The sequence below is a fragment of the Pseudoalteromonas sp. T1lg24 genome, from assembly GCF_002964745.1.
Classification (GTDB): domain Bacteria; phylum Pseudomonadota; class Gammaproteobacteria; order Enterobacterales; family Alteromonadaceae; genus Pseudoalteromonas; species Pseudoalteromonas spongiae.
On sequence record NZ_PQCB01000006.1, the window covers coordinates 393,799 to 408,090 of the forward strand.

At 41.0% G+C, this 14,292-nt stretch carries 12 protein-coding genes; 3 read left to right on the forward strand and 9 right to left on the reverse strand.

The genetic code is table 11. The annotated features are described in order from the left end of the window. Positions 1-16: 16 nt before the first annotated feature. The 5 genes from ispG to ndk all read right to left on the reverse strand — a co-directional run bounded on the left by ispG (position 17) and on the right by ndk (position 5,282). Positions 17-1,135: a flavodoxin-dependent (E)-4-hydroxy-3-methylbut-2-enyl-diphosphate synthase gene (gene ispG / locus C2M30_RS04855; protein ID WP_105170857.1), complete on the reverse strand. Its 1,119-nt coding sequence runs from the start codon at positions 1,133-1,135 to the stop codon at positions 17-19. A gap of 5 nt (positions 1,136-1,140) precedes the next feature. Further along, a complete protein-coding gene (locus tag C2M30_RS04860) occupies positions 1,141-2,028 on the reverse strand; it encodes a RodZ domain-containing protein (protein ID WP_105170858.1) in 888 nt (295 codons plus the stop codon). Beyond that, positions 2,025-3,410, reverse strand: a complete 1,386-nt coding sequence (pilW, locus tag C2M30_RS04865) for a type IV pilus biogenesis/stability protein PilW (RefSeq protein ID WP_105171150.1) — start codon at positions 3,408-3,410, stop codon at positions 2,025-2,027. The genes C2M30_RS04860 and pilW overlap by 4 nt, the downstream gene beginning before the upstream one ends. Before the next feature lie 77 nt (positions 3,411-3,487). Continuing rightward, positions 3,488-4,621, reverse strand: coding sequence for a bifunctional tRNA (adenosine(37)-C2)-methyltransferase TrmG/ribosomal RNA large subunit methyltransferase RlmN (locus C2M30_RS04870; protein ID WP_010560882.1), 1,134 nt, complete (start codon positions 4,619-4,621; stop codon positions 3,488-3,490). 229 nt (positions 4,622-4,850) lie between these two features. Continuing rightward, entirely contained in the window at positions 4,851-5,282 is a 432-nt protein-coding gene (gene ndk / locus C2M30_RS04875) for a nucleoside-diphosphate kinase (RefSeq protein WP_010560883.1), read from the reverse strand. A 281-nt stretch (positions 5,283-5,563) separates the two neighbouring features. Here ndk and trhP point away from each other — a divergent pair, with 281 nt between their 5' ends. Further along, a complete protein-coding gene (trhP, locus tag C2M30_RS04880) occupies positions 5,564-6,931 on the forward strand; it encodes a prephenate-dependent tRNA uridine(34) hydroxylase TrhP (RefSeq protein WP_010560884.1) in 1,368 nt (455 codons plus the stop codon). Positions 6,932-6,935: 4 nt separating this feature from the next. Further along, complete coding sequence (locus tag C2M30_RS04885) at positions 6,936-7,184, forward strand: YfhL family 4Fe-4S dicluster ferredoxin (RefSeq protein ID WP_054979682.1); 249 nt, start codon at positions 6,936-6,938, stop codon at positions 7,182-7,184. A gap of 69 nt (positions 7,185-7,253) precedes the next feature. Here the strand turns inward: C2M30_RS04885 and C2M30_RS04890 are convergent, their stop codons facing one another. Together C2M30_RS04890 and acs are read right to left on the reverse strand one after the other, a co-directional pair. After that, positions 7,254-7,904 (reverse strand): response regulator transcription factor, encoded by a 651-nt coding sequence (locus C2M30_RS04890; protein ID WP_010560886.1) that lies wholly within the window; start codon positions 7,902-7,904, stop codon positions 7,254-7,256. 79 nt (positions 7,905-7,983) lie between these two features. Beyond that, positions 7,984-9,924 carry an acetate--CoA ligase gene (gene acs, locus C2M30_RS04895; protein WP_105170859.1) on the reverse strand — a complete coding sequence of 647 codons (1,941 nt, stop codon included), beginning with the start codon at positions 9,922-9,924 and terminating at the stop codon, positions 7,984-7,986. Between the two features lie 408 nt (positions 9,925-10,332). Between acs and C2M30_RS04900 the strand changes: the two genes are divergently transcribed. Continuing rightward, a complete protein-coding gene (locus C2M30_RS04900) occupies positions 10,333-11,490 on the forward strand; it encodes a DcaP family trimeric outer membrane transporter (RefSeq protein WP_010560888.1) in 1,158 nt (385 codons plus the stop codon). 190 nt (positions 11,491-11,680) lie between these two features. Here C2M30_RS04900 and C2M30_RS04905 read toward each other — a convergent pair whose 3' ends face one another. Next, entirely contained in the window at positions 11,681-12,793 is a 1,113-nt protein-coding gene (locus C2M30_RS04905; RefSeq protein WP_234004683.1) for a DUF3943 domain-containing protein, read from the reverse strand. A 426-nt stretch (positions 12,794-13,219) separates the two neighbouring features. Beyond that, entirely contained in the window at positions 13,220-14,269 is a 1,050-nt protein-coding gene (recA, locus tag C2M30_RS04910) for a recombinase RecA (RefSeq protein ID WP_010560890.1), read from the reverse strand. Between the last annotated feature and the right edge of the window lie 23 nt (positions 14,270-14,292).

Sequence of the window (14,292 nt, forward strand, 5' to 3'; positions counted from 1 at the left end):
TACTCAACGAGACTACTTACTCAACTAACTTAACGTCTATTTGTTGTTCAGTGTCTTTTTTTGCGATGTAATCGCGAATTTGCGTTTCTAGTTGGTCAACAATTTGAGTATTATCAATACGCGTTTTTTGACGCTCACCATTGATGTACAAACCAGAGCGCTTATTAGCGCCCGCTAAACCTAAATCGCTCACCAGTGCTTCGCCCGGACCATTTACCACACAGCCAATAACCGAAACTGTCACAGGTTCAATAACGTCTTCTAAACGCTCTTCGAGCTGATTCATCGTGCTTACTACATCAAATTCTTGACGTGAACAGCTTGGGCAGGCAATAAAATTAATGCCGCGAGAGCGAATACGCAAAGATTTTAAGATATCAAAACCCACTTTGATTTCTTGTACTGGGTCGGCTGCAAGTGAGACTCGTAACGTATCACCAATGCCCTCGGCTAGTAACATGCCTAGTCCAACCGCAGATTTAACTGAGCCTGCTCTAAAACCACCGGCCTCGGTAATCCCCAAATGCAGCGGCTGTTCAATTTCTTTCGCAAGCAATCGATACGCACCAACCGCCAAAAATACATCTGACGCTTTTACGGATACTTTAAAGTTTTCAAAGTTTAAGCGTTTTAGAATATTGACATGGCGCATCGCTGATTCAAGCAATGCTTCAGGTGTTGGCTCACCGTATTTTTCTTGGATATCGCGCTCTAACGACCCACCATTCACGCCAATGCGAATAGGAATGTTCTTTTCGCGTGCAGCATCAACAACCGCTTGAATACGCTCTTCACTGCCGATATTACCTGGGTTAATACGCAAACAATCGGCACCATATTCAGCAACTTTTAGCGCAATACGGTAATCGAAGTGAATGTCCGCAACCAGCGGAATATCAACTTGCTGTTTAATTTCTTTAAATGCTTCAGCCGCGTCCATTGTTGGCACAGAAACACGTACAATATCCGCGCCTGCAGCTTGAATTGCATTGATTTGCGCAACCGTAGCCGCGACATCGGTAGTTTCGGTATTGGTCATTGACTGCACGGCAATCGGTGCGCCATCGCCAATTGGCACATTACCTACATAAATGCGTTTTGATTTGCGGCGTTTTATCGGAGATTCTGAAAACATACTTATTACTCACTCAACGGCAGGCTAAATTTGGCGAGTCGATTAGTAGGGAAATGTGACATATCAACTAACTCACCATTAAACTCAACATCAACAATATAGTGCTTGCCCAGCACCACATTAAATGGCGCTTTACCATCTAATGTCATGACATAGCCTTTTTTCTTAACACCAAATGCGACACGCTCGCCATCGGCATCAAAAATCTCGACCCAGCTATCATCTTTAAACGTCATGACAATAGTACTGACGTTTTTCTTAGTATCTCTTTTCTTTTCAACCACCGCCGGTTTAGTTACTTCTGGCTGCTCAACTGACGTTATTTCAGGTTCTTGACTGCTTATTTGCTGAGGTTCGTCATTGCTTAACTGAGACACTTCAGCAAGATTTATTTGGTTTACAGCTTTACGCTCAGTTACAACCGGTACAGTACTGTTTTCTTGACTTGGCGTTTCAACTACCGTCTTACTTGTCTCAGCTTCCGTTGGTGCTGGTTCGCGATTTTGCCACCAGATAAACAACGATGAACCAAGAATAAGTGCAATAATTGCGTAACTAAAAAGCATTAATCGGTTATCTTTTGCTTCGCGTTCCGTACGTCTTGAAAAGCTTTGCATTCGCTTTTCGGTTTCTTCCCTTTGGTGTCTAAACTGCGACATTAATTGCGCTTCGTTTAGGTTAAATTCGCGACAGTAACTGCGAATGTGGCCTTTTACAAAAGTGACAGGCCCTAACTGGCTGTAATCGTCACATTCAATGGCTGAAATTTGTTTTGCTGTTAATTTTAACTTATGTGCCATTTCATCAATTGAAACAGCGTGTTGCTCGCGAGCAGTTGCTAACTGCTCACCTAAACCTGTTGTTGGTTCTTGAGCTAATACTTCTTCGGTCATAGTGCGTAAGTTTTAGGATTTACTAACAAGATTTTTTTACCTGGGCTTAATGTTGCCGACTCTTGAATCTCGTTCCACTCAGCAAGCGACTTCATGCGTAAATTGTACTTCACAGAAATACTAAATAAGGTATCGCCATCTTTAACCAAGTGGTAAATATTCGGATTATTAAGATAAATTTTTGTGCCAGCAAAAACCGGATCATTTTCGGTTAAGCCATTCCATTCAAGTAACTTCGCTAATTTAACATTGTATTTAACCGATACCGAGAACAGATTCTCACCGCCTTTCATAATGTGATACGGCGTTTCAACCAGCTTAAGTGGAATACGTTGTGTAACCGGCGCTTGCTGCTGTGCTTTGGCTTGCGCTACAACCACTTCATTTTTTGCAACTTGTGTAGTTGGCTTAGCAACTTCCACTTTTACTTGTGGTTCAATCTCGGCTTTGCTTGGTGTTACTTCCGCTTGCTCTGGTTGTGCTTTACGTTTAACCACTTTTACTTTTGGCTTAGCAACAACCGATTTACCATCTGGGTTAAGCTCTTTTTTAAGCTTGCTTAACTCATTTTTGCGGTATTTTTCACGTAGACGCTCAAATTCACTGTCAGATGTTTTCTTAAGTTTGATCTGTTGCGCTTCAATTGAATTACTGTAGGTTTGCTGTAGCGTTAATGCCAATGTGTTGGCTTTTTCGATATGCCCCATACGGTTTTCAATTAAGTACGACAACATTAACGAACGTGAAGAAATACGGCCTGATTTTTCATAACGATTCATAAATGTTTGTGCGCGATGTAAATCGCTTTTGGCATAATAAATCGCAGATAAGTTAACCAGTGACGAACCGCGTGATGGACTGTGCTTTACTGAAGCTTCAAGGTATTCTTCCGCCTCATCAAACTCGTTATTCTCAATCGCACATAACGCTAAGTTTTCATAACTTTGCGAAACGCGCAGATAGCTTGGAATTTCGATTGCACGCAAAATGTATTCTGACGCTTCATCGTACTCACCTAAACCACATAAAAATACACCATAGTTATTTAGTGTATTTGGATCGTCTGGCGCAATATCAATTGCGCGTAAGTAAGATTCTTTAGCAAGTTCATTTTCACCCACTTGCTGATAATAATACGCAGTGGTGTAATGAACTTCAGGTAATTTAGGCGCAAATTTAGCGGCGCGCTCTAAGTTATATTTTGCTTGTGTGCTATCGCCAGAAGCTAAGTATTTTAATGCTAATGAAATGCGTGTTCTTGCCGCTTCATCGTTATCAATTCGATTTTCGACAACTGGCTTATCACTACCAACATAAACACTTTCGGTTACACATCCTGTTGTTGCTAATAGCGCAACACCTACTAATATTGAACGACGCATAGTTATACTCATTTTCTGACAATTATCTCAATTCTACCCGAATTAGCTTCGGGATCATCTTATTTTTTCTAGATCCTTTACGGGTTTACCGTATTGACACTAATTTTGTTATCGTCGAGTTGCTTTTTCTTCATTACACGCTTAGTACGATCAACAACATCACCCACTAACTGACCACATGCTGCATCGATATCATCACCACGTGTACGACGTACAATACAAGTTAAACCAGCGGCTTGTAACACTTTAGAGAAACGGTCAATACGACTGTTACTTGAACGGCCGTATTCATTGCCCGGGAATGGGTTAAATGGAATCAAGTTAATTTTTGATGGCGTGCCTTTTAACACTTTAACTAGCTCATGTGCATGATCTGTGCTGTCATTCACACCTTGTAGCATAACGTACTCAATAGTGATGTCTTTGTTTGCTTTAGAGCCGTCAATATAGCGACGACACGCAGCTAAGAACTCTTCAATTGGGTACTTCTTGTTGATTGGTACAAGTACGTCACGCAATTCGTTATTCGGCGCGTGAAGTGAAATAGCTAATGCAACGTCGATTTTTTCTTTTAAGATATCCAGTGCAGGTACAACGCCTGAGGTACTTAAAGTAACACGACGCTTAGATAAACCAAATGCCCAATCATCCATCATCAGTTCCATTGCTGGAACAACATTGTTGAGGTTAAGCAATGGCTCACCCATGCCCATCATTACCACGTTGGTAACTGGTCGCTTAGTTGAATCGCCATGTAAACCAATATCTTTCGCGACACGCCAAACTTGGCCAATGATTTCAGATACTTTTAGATTACGGTTAAAGCCCTGTTGCGCTGTTGAACAGAAAGTACACTCAAGTGCACAACCAACCTGTGATGAAACACATAATGTTGCACGGTCTTTTTCAGGGATCCATACTGTTTCAACTTCTTGACCACCTTCAAGCACTAATGCGTACTTAATAGTGCCATCTGAAGCCACTTGCTTAACTGAAATTTCAGGCGCTTTAATTTCGCATTCTGCGTGTAGTTTGGCTTTTAGCTTTTTGTTGATATTCGACATTTCATCAAAGTTATCAATGCCGAAATGGTACATCCATTTCATTACCTGATCGCCACGGAACGGCTTTTCACCCCATGAAACAAATAACTCTCGCATTCCTTCACGGGTTAAATCTAATAAATTAATTTTCTTTTCCGCAGCACTCATAACTCAGACCCTAGTACGTAATACAACTTTATATTAGCTGATATATCAACTTTGCTTTACTTTTACATTTGTACAGCCGGCGCATTAAGCCAAGTACCGTAAATTTAAAGCAAAGTTGACACTGTGACTAAAACAGACTGTTTTAGTTCAAAATGACAAGAAAAGGGCTAAAGAGCCCTTTTCTACTGCATTAACCTAAGTCAATGCATGTTTGTCTACGTCGTTAAAATTAACGAGTACGTGGACAGATTTCTTCGTCAGAGAAGAAGTATGCGATTTCGCGAGCAGCTGATTCTACAGCGTCTGAACCGTGTACTGCGTTCTCGTCGATGCTGTCTGCGTAGTCAGCACGTAAAGTACCAGCTAGTGCTTCAGCAGGGTTAGTAGCACCCATGATTTCACGGTTTTTAAGTACTGCGTTCTCACCTTCAAGAACAGTAACCATTACTGGACCAGATGTCATGAACTCAACTAAAGCACCGAAGAAAGGACGCTCGCTGTGCTCAGCGTAGAAACCTTCAGCTTTTTCTTTTGAAAGGTGAACCATTTTAGCTGCAACGATTTTAAGACCAGCAGTTTCGAAACGGTTGTAGATAGCACCGATGTGGTTTTTAGCAACTGCATCAGGTTTTACGATAGAAAAAGTACGCTCTAAAGCCATCTTTTATGCTCCATAAATAATTAATGATTTTAACGGCCGCGAATTATACGCATATTTGTGTGAAAATCCTATTAAAACCGAAAATAATCTGATTACTTTTCCAACAAAGTAAGAAAAATATACAAACATAATCACCTCAACGCTCATTCAATACAGCGAAACAAAACACCTAGGCTAATTTGATCTATATCAAAATTCTCAATTTGTCTGTGCGTTACAATTGCCCGCTTTTTTAATCATGCAACTGGTCAGCACCCAGTTCGATGTATGAGGACACGTCAATGAACACACCTTTTGTACCTGAATTACTGTCGCCTGCAGGTAGCTTAAAGAACATGCGTTATGCCTTTGCCTATGGCTCTGATGCGGTATATGCCGGTCAACCTCGCTATAGTTTACGCGTGCGTAATAATGAATTTGACCTTGATAACTTAGCGCTCGGGATCAATGAAGCACACGATTTAGGTAAAAAGCTTTACGTGGTATCAAATATTGCGCCGCATAATGCCAAAGTTAATACCTATTTGCGCGATATTGAACCAGTTATTGAAATGGGCCCCGATGCATTAATCATGTCAGATCCTGGGTTAATTATGCTGGTACGCGAAAAATGGCCAGATATGCCAATTCACCTTTCTGTTCAAGCTAATGCTGTAAACTTTGCAACGGTAAAATTTTGGGCCCAACAAGGGGTTGAGCGCGTTATTTTATCGCGTGAGTTATCACTTGAAGAAATTGGCCAAATTCGTGAGTTATGCCCTGAAACCGAGTTAGAAGTATTTGTTCACGGTGCATTATGTATGGCGTACTCAGGTCGTTGTTTGCTGTCTGGTTATATTAATAAGCGCGATCCAAATCAAGGTACCTGTACCAATGCATGTCGTTGGGAATACGATGTAAAACCGGGTAAAGAAACCGAAACCGGTGATGTTGTGCATAAAATTGATCCGAGCTCAGTGATCCCAACGCTAGGCCAAGGCGCTCCAACAAGTGAAGTGTTTATGTTGGAAGAACAAGGCCGCCCTGGCGAATACATGCCTGCGTTTGAAGATGAACATGGCACTTACATTATGAACTCGAAAGATTTACGTGCAGTGCAATACGTAGATCAGCTAACCAAAATGGGTGTTCACAGCTTAAAAATTGAAGGTCGTACTAAGTCGTTTTATTACGTTGCGCGTACCGCACAAGTTTACCGTAAAGCTATTGACGATGCTGTTGCCGGCAAGCCATTTGATCCTAACCTAATGCGCACCTTAGAAAACCTTGCGCACCGTGGTTACACCGAGGGCTTTTTAAAGCGCCATGTGCACCAAGAATACCAAAACTATGAATATGGGCACTCAGTGTCAGACAAGCAGCAATTTGTTGGTGAAGTTTTAGGTCGTCATAACAACGGTTTGGTTGAAATTGATGTTAAGAACAAGTTCTGTACTGGCCATTCAATGGAACTTATGACGCCACAAGGCAATATTCAGTTTACCTTAGATCATATGGAAAATAAGAAAGGTGAACGCATTGATGATGCTAAAGGTTCTGGCCATATTGTAAAAATTCCATTACCGGAAGATATTGAACTTGATAAAGCGATTCTATTAAGAAATTTAGATTCAGACCAAGATACGCGTAACCCTTTTAAAAAGGCCTAGTATCATGGCATTGATGATAAATTCGAAGTGTATCAATTGTGATATGTGCGACCCTGAATGCCCTAATCAGGCAATTTACATGGGTGATAAAATTTATCAAATTGATCCTGAAAAATGCACCGAGTGTGTTGGACATTACGACCAACCGACGTGTGTCAGCGTTTGTCCAATTGACTGTATTAAAAAAGACCCACAGCATGTTGAATCTCTAGATGAGTTAGCAGAGAAGTTTATTCGCCTAACATCAAACTAGTGGCAATTACAGATACTTTAGAAAGAAAAAACCGAGCATATTTGCTCGGTTTTTTATTATTTTAATGTGCTAATTAGAGTCAACTGGCTCTAACTGCAGCTTACTGGCAATTAATACCGCTTGCGTGCGGTTGTAAACACCCAGTTTTCTAAATATTGCTGTGATATGTGCTTTCACTGTAGCTTCTGAAATATTCAGTTCGTATGCAATTTGCTTGTTTAACAAGCCTTCGTGTAAATAGCTTAACACTTTGTATTGTTGCGGTGTGAGTGATGCAATTTGCTGCGCAAGCTCTGCGTCTTGTTCAATCACTTCTTCAACTTTATCAGCCATTGATTCTGGCAACCAGGTTTCACCATCTAGAATCTCTTCGATTGCAGCGGCAATTTGTGCTGAAGATGATGATTTTGGAATAAAACCAAGGGCACCATAACTCATTACTTTTGAAACGATTTGAATGTCTTCGGTGCCAGAAACAACGGCAATCGGTAAATCGGGGTAATCTTCACGAATACGAATTAGACCATATAAATCGCCGCTACCGGGCATGTGTAGGTCTAGTAATAATAAATCGAGCTCTTGTTGTTGTTCTAGTACTTGCAGCGTTGTATCAAAGCTCTCCGATTCAAATATCTCTAAATCATCGAAACTGCCATTTAAAGCCCCTTTAAGTGCTTCGCGAAACAAAGGGTGATCATCCGCTATCAAAAACTTGCTCATATATGACTCCTAATAAAAAGGCTGTTATCCCTGATAACAGCCTTAATGTTACTGTGAGTTTAATTGATTCACAAACCTTTTAGCGGTTTAGGCGGTTTTCAATTAGCTCCTCTACAACACTTGGATCGGCAAGTGTTGATGTATCACCTAGCTGTTGGTATTCATTTGCAGCGATCTTACGTAAAATACGGCGCATAATCTTACCTGAGCGTGTTTTTGGTAAACCAGGTGACCATTGGATCATATCTGGTGTTGCTATTGGACTAAGCTCTTTACGAACCCAATTGCGTACTTCTTTGGTTAATTCGTCGCTTACCGCTACGCCATCATTCGGTGTAATGTAAACGTAAATACCTTGGCCTTTAATATCGTGTGGGAAACCAACAACCGCCGCTTCAGCAACCGCTTCGTGCGCTACTAACGCGCTTTCAATCTCAGCGGTACCTAAACGGTGACCTGAAACATTCAGTACATCATCTACGCGGCCTGTGATCCAGTAATAATCATCTTCATCACGACGACAACCATCACCTGTAAAGTAAACGCCTGGGTACGCTGAGAAATAAGTTTGTTCAAAGCGCTCATGGTCACCGTAAACAGTACGTGCTTGTGACGGCCAGCTATCAAGAATAACTAGATTACCTTCTGTTGCACCTTGTAACGTTTCACCCTCGGCATCAAAAAGCGCAGGTAAAATACCAAAGAATGGACGTGATGCTGAGCCTGGTTTTAAATCTGTTGCGCCTGGTAGTGGTGTAATCATCATACCGCCAGTTTCAGTTTGCCACCATGTATCAACGATTGGACAGCTGCTGTTACCGATATTTTCATAATACCAAGCCCATGCTTCTGGGTTAATTGGCTCACCTACTGAACCTAAAATACGCAGTGATTCACGCGTAGAAGAAGCTGTTGGTTCATCGCCTTTCGCCATTAACGCGCGAATAGCTGTTGGTGCAGTATATAGAATGGTAACGTTATGCTTATCAACCACTTCACCCATACGACCTGATGACGGATAAGTTGGTACACCTTCAAATACAACCTGAGTACAACCATTCGCTAGTGGCCCATAGGCAATGTAACTATGACCCGTGATCCAGCCCACATCTGCGCTACACCAGAAAACGTCATCTTCTTGTAAATCGAAAACATATTGATGCGTAAGCGAAGTATAAACTAAGTAACCTGCCGTGCTATGCACAACGCCTTTAGGTTGACCTGTTGAACCTGAGGTATAAAGGATAAATAACGGGTCTTCGGCATCCATTACTTCTGGTTCGCAGTTTGTTGCTTGGTCAGCAACTAAATCATGCCACCAAACGTCTACATCATTCCATGCAACATCGCCACCTGTAAGCTGGTGCACAACAACGTGTTCAACACTTGTAACGCCAGCTTGCGTTAATGCTTCATCAACGTTTGCTTTTAATGGAACGGCATTACCACCGCGACGACCTTGGTCAGATGTGATCACCACTTTCGCACCAGAATCTTGAATACGGTCTGCAATTGCTGAAGGAGAAAAACCACCAAACACAACAGAATGCACTGCACCAATACGAGCACACGCTTGCATTGCATAAATTGCTTGTGGCGTCATAGGCATATAAATCGCAACGCGGTCGCCCTTTTGCACGCCTAGCTTACGTAAACCATTCGCTAGCTTACACACTTCATCATGAAGTTGCTGATAAGTAATGTTTTCTGAATGTTCAGGGTTGTCACCTTCCCAGATAAGCGCAACTTTATCGGCTTTATCTTTTAAGTGACGGTCAATACAGTTATAAGACACATTCAGTTGACCATCTTCATACCAACGGATATCAACATGGCCTTTATCAAATGAGGTGTTTTTAACTTTGGTATACGGCTTAATCCAGTCTAGTCGCTTACCTTGCTCACCCCAAAATGCTTCTGGGTCGTCAATCGACCATTGATATAGTTCGTTATATTTTGCTTCGTCAATTAACGCTGCTTCTTTAACAGACGCTGGTACTGGGTAAATTTCTTGTGACATGAGTGCCCCTTTCTTAACTTTGTTGCTAGTCGCCTAAATGCAACCTAGACCAATACCCTCAAGCATTACTCAGCTAGGTGGTATAAAGAATTAGACCTTAGTAGCATCTTAATTTAAATATAGAGAGTACTTAATCAAGATCATCTTTTTAACAACTTCAATTATTACTGCTATCTCAATTACTTTTATTATTCATAATATTAAATTTTTATTTTGCGATTTACCGCTATCTACGACTATATTTTTTAACGAATTATTCACAAATACAACTAGTTCCATAGGTTTTAATGGAATAAACACACTGCTTAAGCCCGTTTAGCTATACCTTAGTCGTATAGACCAATAGGTAATTGAGCAAAATCTGAACATAGCCAACAGTGAAGATGTTAACTTAATCGGGATACAGTTATGAAAAACAATAAACTAACAACAACAGCGCTCAGCGTTTTAGCAGTATTGTTCGGTACTTCAGCCCAAGCGGGTGTATTAGAGTCTACAGATGTAAAATATGGTGGTTATGTAAAGCTTGATGCAATGTGGAGTGATTGGTCTGCTGGTACGGTAGGTGGCACGAGCATTGGTCGTGATTTTTATGTACCAAGCACCACTCCGGTGGGCGGTGACGCAGATACAGATCCTGTATTTGATATGCATGCACGTCAATCACGTTTTAACTTGGCAACATCAACTAAATTAGACAACGGCGAATCAATTAACACCAAAATTGAGCTCGATTTTATTGCATCGCCAGGTGGTAATGAGCGTGTTTCAAATTCTTATGCGCCACGTATTCGTCAAGCATTTGTAACGTACAATGGCTTCTTATTTGGTCAAGCGTGGTCAAATTTCCAAAACGTTAGCGCATTACCAGAAACACTTGATTTCGTCGGCCCTGCTGAAGGTACTGTGTTCGTGCGTCAAGCAATGATTAAGTACACTTCAGGCGGCTTTTCTGTATCGGCAGAAAACCCTGAAAGTACGATTACCACAGCGGGTGGTGTGCGCAACGAAACCGACGACTCTAGCCTACCAGATATCACAGCTCGTTATACCTTTAAAGGCGATTGGGGTCACTTCACTGTTGCGGGTCTTGCAAGACAACTTACTTATAAAGCAGGCGGTGCAGACGCATCAACATCATCATTTGGTGTGAGCGCGTCAGGTCGCGTTAACTTTGGTAAAAATAATTTAAAGTACATGGTCACAGCAGGTAGTGGCTTAGGGCGTTACGTTGGTTTAAACGTCGCACATGGTGCAGTGCTTGATGGCAATGATTTAGATGCAATTGACTCAGTTTCGGGCTTTGTTGGTTATCAACACCACTGGAATGAAAAGTTACGTTCAACTTTCCTCGCGTCATATTTTAGTGCTGATAATAACCAAAACTTGTTAAATATCACTGGTGACCCAACAAAAACATCAATGAGTTACAGTGCAAACTTGCTTTATTCTCCTGAGAAAAAACTTACTTTTGGTGTTGAATACAAAGTAGGCGAGCGCGAAACCGAAAGTGGTGTTGATGGCGATATCAACCGCTTACAGCTTTCAGCTAAGTATGCTTTCTAAAGCCTACTTGCGAACTTTATAACTTAGATTGCTTCCTAAGTTGTTGTCAGTAATAAGCGACCAATTGGTCGCTTATTTTTTTGCTAATTAACAGTCATTTCCTGCCTGAGAAAAACAACACAGTATTTTTCAATACACTTAATTCAGTGTTTGCTTAGCTAAAAAAACCACCTAATAAGTAAAGTTGATGCTACCTTTGACCTTCACCAAAAAAGTAAATTAGCGAAAAGTTATATGCTGTGTCGTTGTTACTGTATTTACTATTAAAGAAACGTTTAGCGTCTAACTGAAGAGCAAAATTGTTGTTAATTTGGTAATGCATACCTAGGCCTGCATTTAACGCAAATGTACTGTCACCATCATCTTCATTATTCTTTGCATATAACATTTCACCAGCACCTGCGCTAACAAACGGGCGAAAGCTACTATCGCTGTTAAAGTAATAGTTTGCACCCACATTAAATTGTTCAAATGTTTGGTCACCTGAACCAATTTCTCGCGGTAGTTGACCTTTTAAATAATCAAGCTTCATAGAGAATCGCGGTGAAAAATACAGACCTAAATTCCAGCCATTGGCAACATCTTGCTCTAAACCCCAATGCTCACCAGGATTTAAACTGCCGTAATTTAGACCAAGGCCTATTACGCCGATATCAACTGGATCTTTTTTACTAATATAGTTTTTTTGATAAGTAGGTGCTTGCTGTGCTTTACCTGAACCAAGTTGATAGTGCACATTAAGTTGCACTTGGTCTTCATACTCACCCGTTGGTAGTTGCATCTTCGCAAAGTTAATGCCACCGGTACCCGCTTTAACCACTTCCATATCAAACAGGTTGTTAATGCCCTTACCCGCAGCATCAATTGGATCAAGTAAAAATAGCGACACATCACCTAAGGTTTTTGAGCCCCACACTTCTCCGCCGGTGCTACGAATTTCCATTTCTGTTTGGTATGCCCATTCGCCGTAAGCCCAACCTAATACCGGTGTAATCACTAAATCTTGCATTGACGGTATTTCAGCAAACCCTTCAATACCGTATTCCCAATAAAATGTGCTCATAGTGAATGCGTATAAAAACGAATCCCACTGGCGATAGCCTGACTTACGTGCAACTTGGTAATAAACACCACCAAAATACGGGTGGCCAATCCAGTTGAGCCACCAAACGTCGCGATCCCATGTAGGACCTTCTTTTACATTGTCAGTCCACTTAGAAAATACGCCGTTTTCCTTATCCCATTTCGAGATATCTTCTGGCAACATTAAAATCAAACCAGCAACACCAAAACCATATGCCATTACCGATTGGGTTTGCGACCATAAACGTTCGCGATCTTGGCCGTGATTATCTGAGAATAAGTTTATTTGATAAGGTGACTGATAAAAGTCATCGGGAATATCTTTTAGATTCCAATCGCTATTACTCGGTAAATTGTAGGTTTTAACTTCAACCGACGTAATGTCATCTTTAAGCTGGGTATTTAACTGTTTTTGCTCTTCCTAGTTAGCAAAAAGAGGTTGAGTCATCACTGATGAAAACAGTGCTAACTTAATCATACGATTGAGCATTTTCATAGACTGTGTGTGCGTCCGTTCTTGGGTAAGCTGCAAAAAGGCGGCTATTTTAGCTGCTTTTGTAATTTAAGACACTTAATGTTAGCAAAAAATTGTAAACATCAATGCAAAAAGGCCACATTAGTGGCCTTTTTCGTCGTTTAGCTTATTTTATAGTTCAGCGTCATCCGCAGCTAAACTTTGCGTTTCACCTTCTTCAGGTTTAATTGTCGCTTGTAGCAATAACATTTCACGTAGTTTCTGCTCAATTTCATTGGCAATTTCCACATTCTCTTTTAAGAACTTAATAGAGTTTGCTTTACCTTGACCAATTTTGCTGCCTTTGTAGCTAAACCATGCACCCGCTTTATCAACTAGATTATGCTTAACACCTAAGTCAATTAGCTCGCCTTCTTTCGAGATACCTTGGCCATACATGATAATGAATTCAGCTTGTTTAAACGGCGGTGCAACTTTGTTCTTAACAATCTTAACGCGTGTTTCATTACCAACTATTTCATCGCCTTCTTTCACCGAACCCGTACGACGAATATCAATACGTACTGATGAATAGAATTTAAGTGCGTTACCACCCGTTGTAGTTTCTGGGTTACCAAACATAACACCAATTTTCATACGGATTTGGTTAATGAAAATACACAGTGTATTTGAGCGTTTGATATTCGCAGTTAATTTACGTAATGCTTGCGACATTAGACGAGCTTGAAGACCAACGTGAGTATCACCCATATCACCTTCAATTTCCGCCTTCGGTGTTAGTGCAGCTACAGAGTCAACAATCACTACATCAACAGCACCTGAGCGTACTAGCATATCGCAGATTTCTAACGCTTGCTCACCAGTATCTGGCTGAGAAACTAATAACTCGTCAACATTTACACCTAGCTTTTCAGCATAAACTGGGTCTAGTGCGTGTTCAGCATCAACGAAAGCACATGTTTTGCCTTCTTTTTGCGCTGCCGCAATTACCTGTAGTGTTAATGTTGTTTTACCTGAAGATTCTGGACCATAAATCTCAACGATACGACCTGTTGGTAAACCACCTATACCAAGTGCAATATCAATACCCAGTGAACCTGTTGAAATAGCTTCAACATCTAGCGCTTGGCTATCGCCTAATTTCATAATTGAGCCTTTACCAAATTGGCGTTCAATTTGTGATAGCGCAGCTGTTAGGGCTTTTTGTTTATTATCGTCCATTTGACTCTCCGAATCTGTGTTAT

Bases quoted from the DNA above. Each gene is read 5' to 3' on its own strand.
- trhP (WP_010560884.1), top strand. From the start codon at position 5,564: ATGAACACACCTTTTGTACCTGAATTACTGTCGCCTGCAGGTAGCTTA.
- C2M30_RS04860 (WP_105170858.1), bottom strand. From the start codon at position 2,028: ATGACCGAAGAAGTATTAGCTCAAGAACCAACAACAGGTTTAGGTGAG.
- pilW (WP_105171150.1), bottom strand. From the start codon at position 3,410: ATGCGTCGTTCAATATTAGTAGGTGTTGCGCTATTAGCAACAACAGGA.
- ispG (WP_105170857.1), bottom strand. From the start codon at position 1,135: ATGTTTTCAGAATCTCCGATAAAACGCCGCAAATCAAAACGCATTTAT.
- recA (WP_010560890.1), bottom strand. From the start codon at position 14,269: ATGGACGATAATAAACAAAAAGCCCTAACAGCTGCGCTATCACAAATT.
- C2M30_RS04890 (WP_010560886.1), bottom strand. From the start codon at position 7,904: ATGAGCAAGTTTTTGATAGCGGATGATCACCCTTTGTTTCGCGAAGCA.
- C2M30_RS04885 (WP_054979682.1), top strand. From the start codon at position 6,936: ATGGCATTGATGATAAATTCGAAGTGTATCAATTGTGATATGTGCGAC.
- ndk (WP_010560883.1), bottom strand. From the start codon at position 5,282: ATGGCTTTAGAGCGTACTTTTTCTATCGTAAAACCTGATGCAGTTGCT.
- C2M30_RS04870 (WP_010560882.1), bottom strand. From the start codon at position 4,621: ATGAGTGCTGCGGAAAAGAAAATTAATTTATTAGATTTAACCCGTGAA.
- acs (WP_105170859.1), bottom strand. From the start codon at position 9,924: ATGTCACAAGAAATTTACCCAGTACCAGCGTCTGTTAAAGAAGCAGCG.
- C2M30_RS04900 (WP_010560888.1), top strand. From the start codon at position 10,333: ATGAAAAACAATAAACTAACAACAACAGCGCTCAGCGTTTTAGCAGTA.
- C2M30_RS04905 (WP_234004683.1), bottom strand. From the start codon at position 12,793: ATGGCATATGGTTTTGGTGTTGCTGGTTTGATTTTAATGTTGCCAGAA.